General features: G+C 57.3%; 17 protein-coding genes. 5 read left to right on the forward strand and 12 right to left on the reverse strand.

Annotated features, from left to right (window positions below):
* From lpxK to AC2D8V_RS16995, 6 genes are all read right to left on the reverse strand, one after another.
* Positions 1-996 carry a tetraacyldisaccharide 4'-kinase gene (gene lpxK, locus AC2D8V_RS16970; protein WP_484734778.1) on the reverse strand — a complete coding sequence of 332 codons (996 nt, stop codon included), beginning with the start codon at positions 994-996 and terminating at the stop codon, positions 1-3.
* Positions 983-2,230, reverse strand: coding sequence for a 3-deoxy-D-manno-octulosonic acid transferase (locus tag AC2D8V_RS16975; protein WP_484734779.1), 1,248 nt, complete (start codon positions 2,228-2,230; stop codon positions 983-985). Before AC2D8V_RS16975 ends, lpxK begins: the two co-directional genes overlap by 14 nt.
* Positions 2,231-2,236: 6 nt before the next feature.
* Positions 2,237-2,479 (reverse strand): DUF4170 domain-containing protein, encoded by a 243-nt coding sequence (locus AC2D8V_RS16980; RefSeq protein WP_484734780.1) that lies wholly within the window; start codon positions 2,477-2,479, stop codon positions 2,237-2,239.
* A 60-nt stretch (positions 2,480-2,539) separates the two neighbouring features.
* The gene (locus AC2D8V_RS16985; RefSeq protein ID WP_484734781.1) at positions 2,540-3,334 is read right to left on the reverse strand and encodes a 3'(2'),5'-bisphosphate nucleotidase CysQ; all 795 of its coding nucleotides are present in this window, start codon (positions 3,332-3,334) and stop codon (positions 2,540-2,542) included.
* The gene (locus tag AC2D8V_RS16990; protein ID WP_484734782.1) at positions 3,321-4,667 is read right to left on the reverse strand and encodes a TldD/PmbA family protein; all 1,347 of its coding nucleotides are present in this window, start codon (positions 4,665-4,667) and stop codon (positions 3,321-3,323) included. The genes AC2D8V_RS16985 and AC2D8V_RS16990 overlap by 14 nt, the downstream gene beginning before the upstream one ends.
* Before the next feature lie 88 nt (positions 4,668-4,755).
* Entirely contained in the window at positions 4,756-6,267 is a 1,512-nt protein-coding gene (locus tag AC2D8V_RS16995) for a DUF2125 domain-containing protein (RefSeq protein ID WP_484734783.1), read from the reverse strand.
* A 133-nt stretch (positions 6,268-6,400) separates the two neighbouring features.
* Between AC2D8V_RS16995 and AC2D8V_RS17000 the strand changes: the two genes are divergently transcribed.
* Together AC2D8V_RS17000 and AC2D8V_RS17005 are read left to right on the forward strand one after the other, a co-directional pair.
* Entirely contained in the window at positions 6,401-7,150 is a 750-nt protein-coding gene (locus tag AC2D8V_RS17000) for an SDR family oxidoreductase (RefSeq protein WP_484734784.1), read from the forward strand.
* The gene (locus AC2D8V_RS17005) at positions 7,147-7,764 is read left to right on the forward strand and encodes an enoyl-CoA hydratase/isomerase family protein (RefSeq protein ID WP_484734785.1); all 618 of its coding nucleotides are present in this window, start codon (positions 7,147-7,149) and stop codon (positions 7,762-7,764) included. The genes AC2D8V_RS17000 and AC2D8V_RS17005 overlap by 4 nt, the downstream gene beginning before the upstream one ends.
* Here AC2D8V_RS17005 and AC2D8V_RS17010 read toward each other — a convergent pair.
* Positions 7,761-8,054, reverse strand: coding sequence for an HNH endonuclease family protein (locus AC2D8V_RS17010; protein ID WP_484734786.1), 294 nt, complete (start codon positions 8,052-8,054; stop codon positions 7,761-7,763). The genes AC2D8V_RS17005 and AC2D8V_RS17010 overlap by 4 nt on opposite strands.
* Before the next feature lie 73 nt (positions 8,055-8,127).
* Here AC2D8V_RS17010 and AC2D8V_RS17015 point away from each other — a divergent pair, with 73 nt between their 5' ends.
* Together AC2D8V_RS17015 and AC2D8V_RS17020 are read left to right on the forward strand one after the other, a co-directional pair.
* A complete protein-coding gene (locus tag AC2D8V_RS17015; protein ID WP_484734787.1) occupies positions 8,128-9,462 on the forward strand; it encodes a mechanosensitive ion channel family protein in 1,335 nt (444 codons plus the stop codon).
* Positions 9,459-10,646 carry a TIGR03862 family flavoprotein gene (locus AC2D8V_RS17020; RefSeq protein ID WP_484734788.1) on the forward strand — a complete coding sequence of 396 codons (1,188 nt, stop codon included), beginning with the start codon at positions 9,459-9,461 and terminating at the stop codon, positions 10,644-10,646. Before AC2D8V_RS17015 ends, AC2D8V_RS17020 begins: the two co-directional genes overlap by 4 nt.
* On the opposite strand, the gene AC2D8V_RS17025 is transcribed toward AC2D8V_RS17020, so the two are convergent.
* On the reverse strand, positions 10,625-11,209 hold the full coding sequence (locus AC2D8V_RS17025) for a glutathione S-transferase family protein (RefSeq protein ID WP_484734789.1): 585 nt from the start codon (positions 11,207-11,209) through the stop codon (positions 10,625-10,627). The two genes, AC2D8V_RS17020 and AC2D8V_RS17025, sit on opposite strands and share 22 nt — an antisense overlap.
* A gap of 90 nt (positions 11,210-11,299) precedes the next feature.
* Between AC2D8V_RS17025 and AC2D8V_RS17030 the strand changes: the two genes are divergently transcribed.
* Positions 11,300-11,725: a GFA family protein gene (locus tag AC2D8V_RS17030; RefSeq protein WP_484734790.1), complete on the forward strand. Its 426-nt coding sequence runs from the start codon at positions 11,300-11,302 to the stop codon at positions 11,723-11,725.
* Here the strand turns inward: AC2D8V_RS17030 and holA are convergent.
* The 4 genes from holA to AC2D8V_RS17050 all read right to left on the reverse strand — a co-directional run bounded on the left by holA (position 11,722) and on the right by AC2D8V_RS17050 (position 16,319).
* The gene (gene holA / locus AC2D8V_RS17035; RefSeq protein WP_484734791.1) at positions 11,722-12,723 is read right to left on the reverse strand and encodes a DNA polymerase III subunit delta; all 1,002 of its coding nucleotides are present in this window, start codon (positions 12,721-12,723) and stop codon (positions 11,722-11,724) included. The two genes, AC2D8V_RS17030 and holA, sit on opposite strands and share 4 nt — an antisense overlap.
* Positions 12,720-13,199 (reverse strand): LPS assembly lipoprotein LptE, encoded by a 480-nt coding sequence (gene lptE / locus AC2D8V_RS17040; RefSeq protein WP_484734792.1) that lies wholly within the window; start codon positions 13,197-13,199, stop codon positions 12,720-12,722. The genes holA and lptE overlap by 4 nt, the downstream gene beginning before the upstream one ends.
* Entirely contained in the window at positions 13,186-15,732 is a 2,547-nt protein-coding gene (gene leuS, locus AC2D8V_RS17045) for a leucine--tRNA ligase (RefSeq protein WP_484734793.1), read from the reverse strand. Before leuS ends, lptE begins: the two co-directional genes overlap by 14 nt.
* Positions 15,733-15,827: 95 nt before the next feature.
* The gene (locus tag AC2D8V_RS17050) at positions 15,828-16,319 is read right to left on the reverse strand and encodes a DUF3576 domain-containing protein (RefSeq protein ID WP_484734794.1); all 492 of its coding nucleotides are present in this window, start codon (positions 16,317-16,319) and stop codon (positions 15,828-15,830) included.
* Between the last annotated feature and the right edge of the window lie 241 nt (positions 16,320-16,560).

Raw genomic sequence — 16,560 nt, forward strand, 5'->3', positions numbered from 1 at the left:
CTACCGGCTTGTAAGGTCCTGAAGAATTTTGCGAAGTGTGTCCTCTCCGTCGGAGAACGTCAGCCGTACCGGCAGTGTTATGACCTTTGTCCTGAAATCGGGTGGTAGACGCACCGCGTCCTTTTCAGTGGTGACCAGTTGCGCACCCCGCAGTTTGGCTTCGGCTTCGAGCCGCTTCATCAATGCTGTCGTCAGCAACTGGTGGTCATCCAGCGGTTCGGCATGAATAACATCTGCGCCAAGACCCTTTAAAGTATCAAAAAACTTCTTTGGATGCGCAATCCCCGCAAAGGCGAGTACACGGGTTTCGCTCCAGTCCATCCCTGTTTGCAAGGGCGCAAGGTGCGCCCGCACGTGGGTGATACCTTTTGGGATTATACTGCTGTCGAAACGCCTTTGGGCAGCATCGTCGCCTATGGTCAAGATGATATCTGCGCGTTTCAATCCGGCAGTCACGGGCTCGCGTAGCGGTCCGGCGGGCAGGCACAGGCCGTTTCCAAAACCTTTGGCAGCATCAACAACGACGATATTGAGATCTTTTTGCAAGCCGGGATTCTGAAATCCGTCATCGAGTACGATTACTGAGGCCCCTGCATTTACCGCCGCCTGCGCGCCCGCCGCACGATCCTCCGCGACCCAGACTTCGGCAAAAGCTGATAGCAAAAGCGGCTCATCCCCGACCTGTTTCGCAGTGTGCTGACCCGGATCAACCCGCACCGGACCTTTGAGCGTTCCACCGTAGCCACGCGAGACTACATGCGGTGTCTGGAATAAATCGGCAAGCAGGCTGACAACCGCCATTGTGGTCGGGGTTTTGCCCGTGCCGCCTGCATGCAGATTGCCGACGCAGATGACTGGTACGTCAAGCTTGAGACCCTGTGTAGATGCGAGCCTGCGGGCGGTGGCGGCAGCATATGCCCAGCCCAAAGGACGCAGAAGCTTTGCTTGCCAGCTGAGATTATCCGCAGTGGTATCCCAAAACTCAGGCGCGCGCATTTACGCCCTCCAATTCGCCGTCCAACCCAGCCTGCACAAAGTCGACGACCCTGTCAGTCAGGCTGGCACCCTCGCTGATCACGTCCCACCCGGCATGGGCCATTGATGCGGCTTGATCCGGTGCGATCAAATGGGTGATTGCAGTGCCAAGCCCGTCAGCATCTTGGACAATTCTTGCAGCGCCCGCTTTTGCGAGCCGGGAATAGAACGGCAAAAAGCGACGGACGTTCGGGCCATACAATACAGCAGAGCCCAAGGCGGCGGCATCGAAGGGATTGCTGCCATGATAGCCTGCAAACATCGAACTGCCGATGAAAGACACCGGCGACGCTCGGTAGAACAGGCCGATGTCGTCGGGATCGGTTGCCAGCAAGACCTGCACGGCATCATCGCAGGTGTTACCCTCTGACCAGTTCGCCATCCGAAACCCTTCTGATGCGATGTTTTGTTCGATCCTGGCCCGCAGGTCTTCTTGCGCCGGGTGCAGCACCAGTAAAAGGCGGTGTGACATTCGTTGAGCTTTACGGTGGGCGGCCAGTACAGGCGAAATTTCCTTTTCTTGCACATGGCTTGCAAACCAGACAGGGCGGCCTTTCAGTTGCTCTGCCAGATCGTCCAGATCACTGTGGTCGCAAGGCAAGGCACGCCCGCCTGCTTGCAGGGGCGGGGTGACATCGATGTTTGACGTAGAAAGCCCGAGCGTTTCCATGCGCTTTAGCGTTTCGCTGGAGCGTACCATAATGCCTGCGAAAGGTGTCAGAAGCTGCCGCGACAAATCGGGAAGCCAGCGGTCGCGGCGCCCATCAAACCCAGACACGTCGGCATCAATCAGCAACATGGGGCAGGCTTTGCTATGCGCCAGAGAGATCAGATTGGGCATCAGCCTGCCCCATGTCCATAAACCCATGTCTGGCGCCCAATGCTGCCAGAATGCTTTAACCGCATCCGGATGGTCGCTGGGGGCGACTTCCAGTTTCAGCGCCTCCTGCGCGCCAAAAACTTTATGAGCCGCTTCAATTTCTGCTTGGGTCTGTACGGTGATCAGGATCTGAAGCCCGTATCGCGCGGCACGCAGGCGTTGCGTGAGGTCTTCGATAGCCAGGAGGGTGTCGGTTTCGGGTGCATGTATCCAAACCAGCTGACCTGCGGGCCGTGGCCCCGACGGAAGAAAACGCCGGTCGCTGGTACGTCGCGCAAGGGCGCTGTAGGCCGCCAACCCGAATGAGCGGCCCATCACATGTTAGCCCAGTTCTTCTGTCGAGGATGCAGCGGCTTCTTCATCACGCAGCCGATGCAGATGGGCGATGTAGTAGCGCATATGCGCATTATCTACTGTGCGCTGCGCTTCGGACTTCCAAGCATCAAAGGCCGTAGCATAATTCGGAAAGATGCCGACGATATGAAGCTCGTCTACATTCTTGAACACGTTTTTGCTGGGATCGACGAGCTCGCCGCCAAACACGAGATGAAGTCGTTGGGTCATGTGGCTTTCCTTGGATCAGGTGCTCTTTGCGGGCGAAACTTGCTTATCCGGACGGGATGGTCAAGCTGCAGTTGGGTCAGGGTGGCCGAGCGCAAGCATCACGGCATCGTGCATGCCTGTCCCACAGGCGACCAATCCGTCCAGTTGCGGAACAGGGTTGTTAAAGCGCAAAGCAGCGCCCTTGCGGGTCGTACATCTGCCAGATGCCTCTTCGATCAGCAAAACGCCTGCGGCAACATCCCATTCCCAAGTTGGTCTGAAGGTGAGCATGCCGTCAAACCGGCCCTGTCCGACCAATCCCAGACGATAGGCAAGGGACGGTCGGTGCGATCGTTCGAACGATGGCACTCCATTCGGCCAGTGCTCGGGGGCAATAACCGGCTTGGTCGCCAGTATTTGTGCGCCCTCCAGCGCCGAAGCCTGCGAAACAGTCAACGGCCTGCCGTTGAGCCATGCGCCGCGCCCACGGGCTGCGGTGTAGAGTAGGTCACGCATCGGCAGGTAAATCGCGCCAGCGGTTACAATACCATTTTCGGCAACCGCGACGGAATGTGCCCACGTTCGTGATCCTTCGACAAAACTGCGTGTGCCGTCGATCGGGTCAACGATGAATACGGTTTGTTTGCCCAGCCGGTCTTGGGTGTCTTCGGTTTCCTCTGACAGCCAGCCGTACTCGGGTCTGGCAGAGCGCAGCACTGTAGTCAGGTAATCGTTCACGGCCAAATCAGCCTCGGTGACCGGTCCGGCACCGCCGGGTTTGTCCCATCGCTGCGCTGATGCACCGACAAAGCTGGTCGCAACCCGTCCCGCCATCCGGACTGCGTCTGTTATCAGAGCAAGATCACGTGCCGGCAACGGTCATCCCCGAAACCAGCAAAGAGGGCACAACGCGGCTCAGATGGGCGCGTGCATCGTTCGCCGGCACCAGCGATCTGAGCATATCGTGCAGGTTTCCGGCTATTGTGCATTCGTTGACGGGGTAGGTCAGCTCACCGTTTTCGACCCACACGCCTGCGGCCCCGCGAGAGTAATCACCCGTATTCGAGTTTATGGTGGACCCGATCATCGATGTGACCAAAAGCCCGGTGCCCATGTCTTTCAACAGGTCTTCTTTGCTGTAATCGCCTTGGGTCAAAGCCACGTTCCATGTGGCCGGCGACGGGCCGGACGACGGCCCGCGTGCAGCATTCGCTGTCGAATTCATGCCCAGCTTGCGGGCGGTCGCAAGGTCCAGCGTCCAGCCCGTTAATACACCGTCCTGCACGATCTGGCGGGGCGCCGTTGGCAAGCCCTCGGCGTCAAAGGGGCGAGACCCGGAGGCGCGCCGCCGATGCGGATCTTCATGCAGGCTCAGTCCACTTGCCAAAACCTGTTTGCCCAGAGCGTCACGCAGCCATGAACCGCCTCGGGCCACGGACGCGCCGTTCGCTGCAACGAGCAAGTGACCGATCAGCGATGATGCAACACGCTCGTCATACAATATCGGAAAGCTACCGGTCGGCGGCTTTCTGGACCCGGCCCGCGCAACGGCGCGTTCTGCCGCGGTGCGGCCAATTTCCTGGGGGCTGCGCAGATCGCTTTGAAAAATCCGGCTTTCGCCGTCATAATCGCGCTCCATCCCGGTGCCTTCACCGCTGATGGCAACACAAGACAAGCCGCGATCAGTCCGGGTATAGCCGCCCGAAAATCCGTTGCTGGCAGCAAGGTGGATTTCGCGTGCAGAGTATCCTGCCGACGCGGATTGCACCTGCGTCACCCCTGCAACGGCCTCAGCCGCAGCCTCGGCGCGGCGGGCATCTTCCTGCAAATCGGCCGGCGATGGCTCTGGTGTCGGGTCTGCAAGTTCCAGTGCATCTGCGTTGCGCAGCGCGCTGAGATCCGAGGCGGCTGCCAGCCCGCTGAATGGGTCTTCTGGTGCTTCGCGTGCCATGGCCACCGCGCGTTCTGCCATCTCGGCGATGGTGCTGTCCTTCGTGTCCGAAACCGAAACATTTGCGGTACGCTGACCAACGAACACACGCAGACCAAGATCGACCCCCTCTGCGCGCTCTGCCTGTTCAAGCTGCCCCCCGCGTACTTCGATGCTGACAGACGTGCCCTGAACTGCCATTGCATCGGCGGCATCTGCGCCCGCACGTTTGGCTGCGGTCAATAGTCGATCGGTAAGCGTGTCTAATTCAAACGCCATGAAATGCTCCAAGCTTTGGTGCTGCTTGAGGTAGACCCCGCTTGCCGCGCTTGCAAGGGTAGCGGCGGATTTGACCGCGTTTCGCGCCTTACTGGATACGCTGGCCGTTTGCCGAGATATGGCCCTGGTCGTTAATTTCAATGCGGGAGTTCAGTGTGTCAGGTGCCGCGCCGGGAACCGCAAGAAGCCCCATCATCATACGTACCCCTGTTGCCTGTTCCTGCGGCACGATGCCGATCGCGACCAGCTTGTCCAGCAACGCATTGCCACCCACCAGCATCAAATCAACGCCACCGACCGGTCGTGGTGCACCGCCTGCGGAGTTATCAAAACGGAATGCCCCATTCCCTGTCAGATCTGCGCCGGCCACAGAAATCTGTACCCGGTTAATGTCGACACTTTCTACTTCTGCCGGGGTGATATCGGGATTGCCAGACAGGCTGGCGGCCTCGGGATCGAGGAAATCAAAGAGCAGCCGCCCCTTGCCTGCAATTTCGGCAATTACCGTTGCTGGATCACGGGGCAACTGCGCTGCCGGATCGAAAAGACCCCAGAGAATGTCTGACATGGCAAAGCCGTCAAGCCGCAACCCAAGTCCGAAGTCTTGTGCCGTCTCTGATTTTCGCAGGGGCATTTTCAGGTCTACACCCGCCTCACCAACCGAAAACTCCACAGGAACCGGGATGCCATCAGCAGCGATTTGAGCGTTCAGCGCGTTCTGTGAAATGGCGTAGGTCAGGCCACTTTCACCCATCGTCACTTTCAGATCACCGGATGTCGATGTGAATGAGCCTGCAAACCGCTCTTCTTCACCAACAGCGGTAATTTGGGATTTACCGTCTTGAAAGGTAAACATCCCGTCTACTGCGAAACCCGCGTCCAGCATGGACGACATGTTTTCAGCCTGCACTACCTCCAGCGGTGACGCTGATGTGCCATTGAATTGCAGATTGGCCGCTCCGCCTGTCAAATCAACCTGTTCCGAGCTGTCCGGCTCGCCGATGCTGAAATTGTATTCAAATTCAGCAGCTTCCAATGATTGGGCGTTTCGCCGCATCGTATCCAGCAGAATGTTGCTGGTGCCGGATAGCTCATCTAAGCGGGCTTCGAAATTGTTTGTGTCTGCTGGCAGAATCTGGCCGTCCATTTCGATCTCGGTCGACGTGATCGCCATTCTGTTGGCGGTATATGCGTATTGCAGATTTGCAGGTGTGCCTGTGGCCGTGATGCGCAACCCATCCTGTGCCACGTTCATTTTCACCGTTGCTAGGCCGCCTGTTTCGGTGTCCGATGTCATGACCAAGGGCGAAACCGCAGGCAGTGAAACAGATACGCTGCCATCGGACTGCTCTGTCAGCACGATGCGATCAAGAGCGATTTGCGCCGATCCGTCGTTTTCGGGCGATGTGCTCGACACAATCAAGTTTGTCAGGGTCAGTTGATTGCCGGATCGCTCTTCGTTGGCCGAATAGGTGTATCCGAAGCTGGTAAAATTCGATTGCCAGTCTTTCCAGACCTCCTCGGCGGTTAAATCCGCCCAAGCGACCGGAGCCGCGAAAATGGCGAGAACCGCAGGAGTTGCGAAGGTGAGACGCATCATGTGGAGATCCTTTGTAACGCTTACAGCGTGCATCGTCTGCCATGACCTTAAGATGGTCAAGAGGTTGCGGGGTGGACCCTCAGGTATCGCCGCACTATCCATGGTCATATCAGCGTGAGCGGAGGTTTCATTGATGGATATGACGGGTAAAACGGTAATGATCACGGGCGCAAGCCGTGGCATTGGCGCAGAGGCGGGGCGTGTGTTCGCGGCTGCCGGAGCGAACGTCGCATTATTGGCACGTTCCCAGACAGCTATTGCGGATTTGGCAGGCGAGATCGGTGAGAAGGCCGTTGCCATCCCGTGTAACGTAGCGCGGTATGCTGATGTTGCGGCCGCGGTTGATGCCACTGTCGAAGCATTTGGCGGCGTTGACGTCTTAATCAACAATGCTGGCGCCATCGAGCCCATCTCGCATCTGACCTCTGCCGATCCTGACGGCTGGGCTGATGTCATCGACGTGAATCTCAAAGGTGTTTTCTACGGGATGCGCGCTGTGTTGCCGATCATGAAAGCGGCAGGCGGTGGATCTGTTCTGACCATCAGCAGCGGCGCTGCACATAACCCGATCGAAGCGTGGAGCCATTATTGCGCCTCCAAAGCCGGGGTTCATATGCTAACCCAATGCCTCGACAAAGAAGAAGCCGCGAACGGGATCCGTGCAATGGGGTTGTCGCCCGGTACTGTTGCCACGCAGATGCAAAAAGAGATCAAGGCCAGTGGAGTTAACCCAGTCAGCCAGCTTGACTGGGATGTTCACATACCTGCGGACTGGCCTGCACGCGCGCTTTTGTGGATGTGCAGCCCAGAGGCGGATGACTGGTGCGGCAAAGAGATATCGCTGCGACAAGAGGATATTCGCCAAAAGGTAGGCTTGATATGATCCGGGTTGTTCGCGATGACGAAGGTGTCTGGTCGGTTACGCTGGACCGCCCTGACAAGGCAAACGCCCTGACCGAAGACATGTTGAGCGAATTGGTGCGCCACATGCAGGCTGCGCGCAAGGCGCGTGCCGTCATCCTGACCGGTCGCGGGAGCGTATTTAGCGCCGGTGCAGATCTTGAGGCGGCCAAGGCCGGGCTTGCCGTCTCCCCTTTGTGGGAAGAATTGTCCGCGGCGATTGCATCATTGCAAGGGTTTTCCGTGGCGGCACTGAACGGAACATTGGCGGGCGGTGCTTTTGGTATGGCCTTGGCCTGCGATGTGCGGATCGCCGTTCCGACCGCAAAGTTTTTTTATCCGGTCATGAAGCTTGGCTTTATGCCCCAGCCAAGCGATCCCGGCCGTCTGGCCGCACTTGTCGGACCGGCCCGCGCCAAGCTGATCCTTATGGGGGCACAAAAGATTACAGCGGATGAGGCGCTCATGATGGGGCTGATCGAGCGCATCGTCCAACCCGAAGACTTGCTGGTCACGGCGCAGGAGCTTGTCAAAGCCACGGTGGGCGCTCCGGGAAATGTGGCCCGTGGTATCAAAGACTTGTGCCGTGGCGGTTAACGTTTTCGGCGTCCGCCCGGCACCTTTGACATAAACCCCGGAGGCCGCTTGCGGACCCATGTGACGAACTTTGACAGCCTTGGATGCGCGCGCAATGCATCCACAGTGTTGTAGTCGCGCGCCAACTCTGCCTCGGTGAGCGTTGCGTGAATTTCGCGATGACAGATGTGATGCAACAACACCGTTTCTCCCCCTTTCCCGCCTTTGAGTTTTGGGATCAGGTGATGCAGGCTCTGCTTGACGTCCGGTGGGATAGGGCGGCCGCACAAGGGGCACTCAGGTATCGACATCGGGCTTGCTCTGTGGTGTGGACATAGATCAGAACCTAGCGGGGCTACGCAGTGATTAAAGAGGGGGCGCGACGTGGAGTTTGACCTTTCGAGCCAGCCGGAAATTGTACAGCAGGCGGCCGCCTATGGTTTGCAGGTGCTGGAAGTTGGGCGATCGTGGCTGTTAAGCCCTGCAGCTTGGTCACAGTTTGCATTGCTCGTTGTCGCCTATCTTTTGGCGCTAGTCTTGGCCGCGCGCTTGCGAGGGACACTGCGTCGGTTTCTCACACCTGACGAAAGCGCCGATACGTTTCTGGCCAAGGTCCGCCGGACTACACTGCTTGGCCTGCCGTTACTTTTGCCGCTTTTGGCGTATGTCTTTACCGCGATTGGTGAAAGCGTTGTGCGCTCGATTTTTGACAGCGGTGCCGTCATCGCATTTGGCAAGCGGGTTTTCCTGTTCCTCGCGGCACGCATCTTCGTTCGCGAAATCCTAACTGACCCGCTTCTAAAGCTGCTTGGTAAATATGTGCTGCTGCCAATTGCGGCAATCTATGCGCTTGGGTTGCTGGATGAGGTTGCAACCGAACTCAATGAGATGACCGTCAGTCTGGGCAATATCACGTTTTCGGTGATGAGCCTTGTGCGCGGCGTGATCGCCGGCGGCGTTCTTTTCTGGTTGGGCGGATGGTCAAACCGTCAGTCTGCCGAGTTCATCGAAGCGCAGAAAGATATGCGCCCGTCAATGCGCCAGTTAATGGCCAAGGTGGTGGAGTTTGGGATCTTTGGCATCGCCTTTCTTCTCTTGCTGAACATCATGGGCATCAACCTGTCCGCACTCGCTGTGATCGGCGGTGCGATTGGCGTTGGCTTGGGTTTTGGTCTGCAAAAGATCGCGTCCAACTTCATCTCCGGCGTGATCCTTTTGATCGAAGGTCAGGCGACTGTGGGCGACTTTGTCGAATTGGACGGCGGCGAATCCGGGCAGATCGTGAAGATGACAGCACGTGCTGCAATTCTGGAAACCTTTGACGGGCGCTGGATCGTTGTGCCCAACGAAGACTTCATCACAACGCGCGTCACCAATTTTTCTGATTCCGGTTCCGCCAACCGATATGAGGCCCCGTTTTCTGTGAGTTACGACACAGATATCAATCTGGTGCCGGGTATTATCGAAGCTGCTGTCGCCACTCATCCCGACGTGCTTGATGCGCCCTATCCCCCTGACTGCGAATTACGAGGGTTTGGCGATAGCGGCATTGATTTTGCCGTTGAGTTCTGGGTGAACGGGTTGGACGATGGGCCAAATAAATACACCTCAGACGTGCTCTTTTTGATCTGGAATGCATTGAAAGAACACGACATCGAAATTCCGTATCCTCAACGTGTCGTCGAACTCAAGGGCGGGCTGCCACAGGCTGACGCGTGACGTCGCGCGCGTTGGTAATCGGCGGCGGTCCTGCCGGGTTGATGGCCGCCGAGGTGTTGGCGCAGTCGGGGGTTGCTGTGAGCGTGTGTGACGCCAAGCCATCACTTGGCCGCAAGTTTCTGATGGCGGGTAAATCCGGTCTCAATCTGACGATGGACGAGCCACTAGATGTGTTTGCGTCGCGCTATTCAGAGGGCTGCGAGGTACTTTCGCCAATCCTTCGGACATTTGATGCAGAGGCGGTACAACGATGGGCGTGCAGCTTGGGTCAGGAGCTGTTTACGGGTTCGTCGGGGCGGGTATTTCCCAAAGCTATGAAAGCGTCGCCCCTGATGCGTGCGTGGCTGGCAAGACTTGACGACCTTGGGGTCGACCGCAAAACGCGTTGGCGCTGGCAGGGTTGGTCAGATGGGGCGGCAGTCTTTGACACCCCGACCGGGCAAGAGAATTTCGATGCAGATGTGACGATACTGGCTCTGGGGGGCGCAAGCTGGTCGAGGTTGGGTTCTGATGGGCAGTGGATGAAAACGCTGGATCGCGCCGGTGTCGCGGTGGAACCGTTTGCGCCCAGTAATGTGGGCCTCGCGATTGACTGGACACCGCACATGACGCCGCATTTCGGTTCTGCGATCAAAGCTGTGGAATGGCGGGCCGGTACACAGGTCTCGCGCGGGGAGGCGACGATCTCTGCACGCGGACTGGAGGGTGGCGGCGTTTATTCTTTAACCCCTGCGCTGCGTCACGGCGAAGAACTCAGGGTTGACCTTGTCCCAGATCGATCTGTGGCCGATCTGGAAAATGACCTCGCGAGAAAGCCAGCAAAGCTGCGCCTCGCTCATTGGCTCAAGAATTCGTTGAGGTTGCCGCCGGCAAAGGTCGCCCTCTTTTTTGAGATGACCGATACCAGCCTGCGCAACCGCGAAAACTGGGTAAGACAAGTAAAGAGCCTTGGGATGACTGAAATCAAGTTGCGCCCCATGGATGAAGCTATTTCAACTTCGGGCGGCGTTTCCTTTGGCGCGCTTACAGATGGCTTGATGTTGAAGGCCCGGCCGGGTGTGTTTTGTGCGGGTGAGATGCTGGCGTGGGATGCGCCAACGGGGGGCTATCTGATCACCGCGTGTCTGGCGACAGGCCGACATGCCGCAAATGGTGCATTGGCTTATCTGGATGCTGCGGCCTGAAATGCGGGCCGTTCCCGCAATGATTTTCCGTAGTTAAACAATTTTTCGTCGGTCCGCGGAAATTTGGCGCCGATAGCCCAGTTCAGACAATGGCAGGCCAAGATATCAGGGATGGTCATCTGATCACCCATCAAATAGGGGCCTTCTAATTGGTCACTCAGCCGTTGCGCGTTCAGACTGAACTCTTCCTTTGTTATCGAAATGAGCTCTGGGATCCGCATTTCTTCGGGCAAGACGAATTTGTGCTTTGCCGCGGTCCATAAAACCGCATCGAACTCATCTATCAGCCAAAAGGTCATTGCATCCTGACGTGCGCGCTCGGGCGTGCCGGCTGGCGCTGTCAATGCACCGTGTTTGTCTGCGAGGTAAGTAATAATCGCCATTGAATCGGTGAGCACGTGATCACCATCGATCAGTGCCGGTATTTTGCCAGAAGGATTATACTTGATCGCTTCTTCCGAGCGTGGCGCAGCAGGAACATGATTATACGGGGCACCGATTTCCTCCAGCGCCCAAAGAACGCGCATCGCTCGTGATTTTGTTGCGCCAATTACCGTGTACATCGCTTATGATCCTTTTCGACCTCGTTTGAAAACAGTGACACGCGCAGAAATCGGGCGCAATCACTCACGTTGCGAAAAGGGGAAGGGCCAATGCCGTTAAAGGGTCGTTGCATGTGTGGTGCTGTGCGCTTCACGCTCGTCGAGAAGCCAAAAAGCGCAGGGGCCTGCCATTGTGAAATGTGCAGGCATTGGACCGGTGGCATCTACGTCGCTGTAGAGGTGCCGTCGGACGGTCTGACGCTTGAGGCTGATGACGGGTTGCGAGTGTATACATCATCTCCTTGGGCGGAACGTGCGTTTTGTGCGACGTGCGGCAGCAGCTTGTGGTACCGGGTGACTGCGGATGGGCCATATCAGGGCCGTTATCATCTTGGCATTGGAGCGCTCGACGATGCGTCCGGCATTCCTGTGACGAGTGAGCTTTACATCGACGAAAAACCAAATGGCTATAGTTTTGCGCAAAAGACGCACCAGATGACAGCTGCTGAAGTGCGGGCGCTGTTCGAAGGCGGCTAGCGCGCCGCCAACATGGCCAGGCGGATGAATGCCCTTTCAACCAGAGCCATCGCTGGCGCATGCTGCCCTGCAGAGCGCAATTGCAAATCGGTGTCGGTTAATACGCCCAGTGCCGTTTCCAGCTTGGCCGGTCCCCAATTTCGAGATTGCGCCAGCATTCGGTCGCGGTACGGACCAAAAATCGTTGGGCGACCTGACGTGTCGCTTGCCGCGCGGTGTAGCGCGCGGAAGTGGCGCATCGCACCGATACACAGTGTCACCGGATTTGCGCCTTGAGCGACGAGCTTTTGCATCATTGGCCCGATTTCGCGGACTTTCGCCTCTGCGACAACCATCAATACGTCGTCTACGTCAGCCTCCGTGGAAGTAGGAGCACAGGCCATAACATCTTCGATTGAAACCGGATCGGGATCATTGAGTTTGTAAAGAGACAGCTTTTCGATGGTCTGCCTGAAATCGCCGGGGTCTATGGCCTGTGCGAGGTCATTCAGTGCGGCCATCACATCTCCCATCGGCACAGAGAGGTCGGCGTCACGCAGCGCCGTTTCTATCTCGTCGCGCGTGGGCGGGTTGTCATATATGCCTGCAGCGTAGGCATTCGGGTGGCTTTCGAATGCCTTGCGTAGTTTGGATGTCGGCTTGAGCTGTCCTGCCGTTACAATGATTTGGGCATCGCCGGGTTGCCAGTCTTCCAGCGCCGCGAGGATTGACGGCGCGGTATTTTCGTTGGCCTCTTCCACAAATGCAGCCCGTGGCCCGGGGAAGAACCCCACAGCTTTGATTGCATCTACCAGCAGGGCGGGGTCCTTGCGAAGGTCAGCACCATTTATGCGCGTCAGGCGCATTTCTTCTTCGGCGCCTTTTCCCAAAAGCGCAGCCAGTACCTGCTGTCGTTTGAGCGCGACTCGCATTGCATCGGATCCATAGATCAGCAAACCGGTTTTGGCTTCATCCGGCTTGGCAAAATATCCATTAGCCTCGCGGGTCGATAACTTCATGTCAGATCGGCGCTGAGCAGACGTACAACGATCATATCTGCGAGCAGTATCATCAGGCGTTGCTGTGCGTCCCTTTGTGCTGCCAGCGTTGCAACAGTGGTGCCCGTGGTTGAATAGCTGGTAAAATTGTCCACTCGGCCAGAGACAACCGTCTGACCAGTGCTTTGGTCGACGAGTGCATAATCCGCCTGTCCCAGAAGGTTGAAACGTGCAGTGTCACCCTCACGGTCAACGGCAAGGTCTTCTTCTGCCGTAGCGACGCTTAGCGTGAGCTTGTACGCAGGGTCAGAGGAACGGCCCAGCCGCTCTTCCAGACGCCGTGTGACAAGAAACGCATCGCGGTCGGCTGGTTCGATGACTTCGATGCTGTTTTGCAGTGCGCTGCCCGATCCACCGGTGCCGTAGACGGGGGTAAAGCCGCAGGCGGCCACGGCCAGCAGTGCTATCGTAAGAAATGCGCGCTTAAACAACGACATTCACAATCCGTCCAGGCACCACAATCACCTTTTTCGGCGCAGCACCGTCCAAGGTTCTGACAACAGCATCGTGCTGTAGCGCCATCTTTTCAACCTCATCCTTACCCATATCGGCAGGCACATTGATCTCTGCGCGCCGCTTGCCGTTGACCTGTATCGGCAATGTGATCGTATCAGACACCAGCATTGCTTCATCGGCCTTCGGCCAAGCAGCCGTCGCGACGAGGCCCTCGCCGCCTTGATGTGCCCAGATGTCTTCCGACAGATGCGGTGTCATAGGTGACATCAGTTGTGCCAGTGTCATGATCGCCGTGCGTTGTGCCGGGTAACTCGCTTTGGATTTCTGTAGCGTGGCGGTGAAAGCATAAAGCTTTGCAATCGCAGCGTTAAACCCAAAGGATTCGATCCCCATGGTAACGTCGTGAATACAGACATGCATCGCTCGTAACAGTCCGTCGTCCCCGTTGCCGGATGCGTCCTTGTCCATCTTGCCAATCCGGTCGCACAGGTTCCAGACCCGTGACAGATGCTTGAAGGCGGCTTCTGCGCCTGCTGCTGTCCATTCAACATCGCGTTCCGGCGGGCTGTCTGACAGGACGAACCAGCGTGCAGTATCCGCGCCGTAGGCAGAGATGATGTTGATCGGATCGACCACATTTTTCTTGGACTTGGACATTTTGGCCGATGGGATGATTTCGACCTCGGTGCCGTCGGAGAGTTTGCCTTCCGTCACGTCCTCCGGCAGGTGGTAGACGGGGCGGCCTTTGTCATCGCGGGTCTGGTAAATTTCATGGGTGACCATGCCTTGGGTGAAGAGCGCATCAAATGGCTCACAGGCTGATTCCGGCAGATGCCCGCAGATATGCATCGCTCGGGCAAAGAAGCGCGAGTAGAGCAGGTGCAGAATTGCGTGCTCGATGCCGCCAATATACTGATCGACGTTCATCCAGTATGAGGCGTCTTCCATCACGGTGGGCGTGTCGGCACGAGGCGCGGTGAAGCGTGCAAAATACCACGAGCTGTCCACGAATGTGTCCATGGTGTCCGTTTCCCGCAACGCTGGTTTGCCGCAATCGGGGCACTGTGTATCGCGCCATGTCGCGTGCCGGTTCAGTGGGTTGCCGGGGACATCAAAGCTCACATCATACGGTAGCTCGATCGGCAGGTTTTCTTTCTTTTCAGGCACCACCCCACAATCGTCGCAGTGCACTACCGGTATCGGGCAGCCCCAATAGCGCTGGCGGCTGAGGCCCCAATCGCGCAGGCGGTACTTGGTGACACCCTGACCAATCCCGTTCGCTTCACAGAAATCAATGGCAGCGTCGATGGCCTGCAGGCCCGTCTGATGCGGATTTCCGGAAAAGCCCCTGTTATAAAACACTTTTTCCGTCTTTGGCGGCACAAATGGCTCTGGCAGGACTTCGTCTGCGTCCTGCGATGGCAAAAAGGTCGATAAGATCGGCAGGTCGTATTTTGTCGCGAATTCCCAGTCACGGGCATCGTGGGCGGGGCAGCCGAAAATCGCGCCTGTGCCGTAATCCATGAGGATGAAATTTGCGATATAGACCGGCAGTTCGTGTGCAGTATCAAACGGATGCCGCACTTTGATGCCGGTGTCATATCCCAGTTTTTCCGCTGTTTCGATAGCCTCTTCGGTGGTGCCGCCTTTACGGCACTCGGCGCAGAATGCAGCTATGTTCTCGTCATCCCGCTCCAGTAGTTTGGCCAGTGGGTGATCTGGGCTGATGCCGATAAAGGATGCCCCCATCAGTGTGTCAGGCCTTGTCGTGTAGACTTCGATCCGGTCATGCCCGTCAGGTGCATCGATGGTTGAAAACGCGAACTGCAGGCCGCGTGACTTGCCGATCCAGTTTTCCTGCATCAGCCGGACTTTGGCAGGCCAGTTCTCCAATGTATCGAGCGCGGCAAGCAACTCTTCGGAATAGTCTGAAATCTTGAAGAACCACTGCGTCAGTTCGCGCCGCTCAACCAACGCGCCAGACCGCCAGCCGCGCCCCTGTTCAACCTGCTCGTTGGCCAGAACAGTCATGTCGACCGGGTCCCAGTTCACCACGGCGTTCTTGCGGTACACCAAGCCTTTTTCGAGAAAGTCGAGAAAGAGAGCCTGCTGCTGGCCGTAATACTCCGGATCACAGGTGGCGAATTCGCGAGACCAGTCTATCGACAGGCCAAGCGGCTTCATCTGGTCGCGCATGTCCTTGATGTTGCCATACGTCCAGTCCTTTGGATGGCCGCCAATCGCCATAGCAGCGTTTTCGGCAGGCATTCCGAAGGCATCCCATCCCATTGGGTGCAGCACGTTATGCCCGGTTGCCATCTTATACCGCGCGATGACGTCGCCCATCGTGTAGTTTCGTACGTGACCCATATGGATGCGCCCGGAAGGGTAGGGAAACATCTCAAGCACGTAGTATTTCGGCTTGTCTGCACTACGGGTCGCTTTGAAGATCTCGTTGTGTGACCAAGCCTCTTGCCAGCGTGCTTCGATCTCGGCGGGAGTGTAACGCGTCATCACTGCGTCCTTTTAACGTAAGAGCGCCGGGTGCTGTGTCTGGTCAACACGCAAGGCCCGGCGCTGGAATTCTAAATGCCCTTGCGGGCGTGGTTTTACAGCCTGTCGTCTGCTATGCGCAACTGCCGTGCGCGGCTCAGTATGGCATTTTCCACCGCACGGACAGCGGATGCGCTCGCAGGGCCGTTGCGGGTTTGCAACGACACATTCAAGGCACGCGCATCCAAAGCGGGGTCATCAATCAGGATCGTCGCCCGATAGGCGCGCCCGCTGCCCGGCGGCGTCCCGTAACCGGTCAGGATAATTCCCGAAAACGGGTCGACCGATTCCACCGGAAGGAAATCAAGCACCTCGAACGACGCCGCCCACAGGTACTTGTTTACGTTTACAGTGCGCTCGGCGTTGCGGCTTGCGCCGAATGCTTCCCAAATCGTGGTACCGGTCGAGTTCCGCGCGAGATCCGCTTGGCTGGTTTCACCATTTCGTGGGGCTGCACCTGAAGTTGCCGTCGGCTGTGTGCCACAAGCCGAAAGCAATGCGGCTGTCGCTACCCCGACGATGATTGATTTTAGAGTGTTTAACGCCATCGGAAACCCGTATGAAAGCTGCTTACGCTTGGCTTAAAGCAGAAAACATGTCGTCGCAAGCTGTAGCCACTTTGCTGATGCCGCCCTTCGACGTTTTACAGTGTGACATCAAAGCACCATATTCCTGAAATCCCGGCCACACCAAACGACGATGCTTGAGATTGGTCCGGTTGTGAGACATTAGACGATCACACCTGGGGTGCACGACATTCTAGGAAACTTATGAACCTTAGGGACAACG

The sequence above is a fragment of the Roseobacter sp. YIN89 genome (assembly GCF_057219365.1).

Bases quoted from the DNA above. Each gene is read 5' to 3' on its own strand.
- lpxK (WP_484734778.1), bottom strand. From the start codon at position 996: ATGCGCGCGCCTGAGTTTTGGGATACCACTGCGGATAATCTCAGCTGG.
- AC2D8V_RS16975 (WP_484734779.1), bottom strand. From the start codon at position 2,230: ATGGGCCGCTCATTCGGGTTGGCGGCCTACAGCGCCCTTGCGCGACGT.
- AC2D8V_RS16980 (WP_484734780.1), bottom strand. From the start codon at position 2,479: ATGACCCAACGACTTCATCTCGTGTTTGGCGGCGAGCTCGTCGATCCC.
- AC2D8V_RS16990 (WP_484734782.1), bottom strand. From the start codon at position 4,667: ATGGCGTTTGAATTAGACACGCTTACCGATCGACTATTGACCGCAGCC.
- AC2D8V_RS16995 (WP_484734783.1), bottom strand. From the start codon at position 6,267: ATGATGCGTCTCACCTTCGCAACTCCTGCGGTTCTCGCCATTTTCGCG.
- AC2D8V_RS17000 (WP_484734784.1), top strand. From the start codon at position 6,401: ATGGATATGACGGGTAAAACGGTAATGATCACGGGCGCAAGCCGTGGC.
- AC2D8V_RS17005 (WP_484734785.1), top strand. From the start codon at position 7,147: ATGATCCGGGTTGTTCGCGATGACGAAGGTGTCTGGTCGGTTACGCTG.
- AC2D8V_RS17010 (WP_484734786.1), bottom strand. From the start codon at position 8,054: ATGTCGATACCTGAGTGCCCCTTGTGCGGCCGCCCTATCCCACCGGAC.
- AC2D8V_RS17025 (WP_484734789.1), bottom strand. From the start codon at position 11,209: ATGTACACGGTAATTGGCGCAACAAAATCACGAGCGATGCGCGTTCTT.
- AC2D8V_RS17030 (WP_484734790.1), top strand. From the start codon at position 11,300: ATGCCGTTAAAGGGTCGTTGCATGTGTGGTGCTGTGCGCTTCACGCTC.
- holA (WP_484734791.1), bottom strand. From the start codon at position 12,723: ATGAAGTTATCGACCCGCGAGGCTAATGGATATTTTGCCAAGCCGGAT.
- lptE (WP_484734792.1), bottom strand. From the start codon at position 13,199: ATGTCGTTGTTTAAGCGCGCATTTCTTACGATAGCACTGCTGGCCGTG.
- leuS (WP_484734793.1), bottom strand. From the start codon at position 15,732: ATGACGCGTTACACTCCCGCCGAGATCGAAGCACGCTGGCAAGAGGCT.
- AC2D8V_RS17050 (WP_484734794.1), bottom strand. From the start codon at position 16,319: ATGGCGTTAAACACTCTAAAATCAATCATCGTCGGGGTAGCGACAGCC.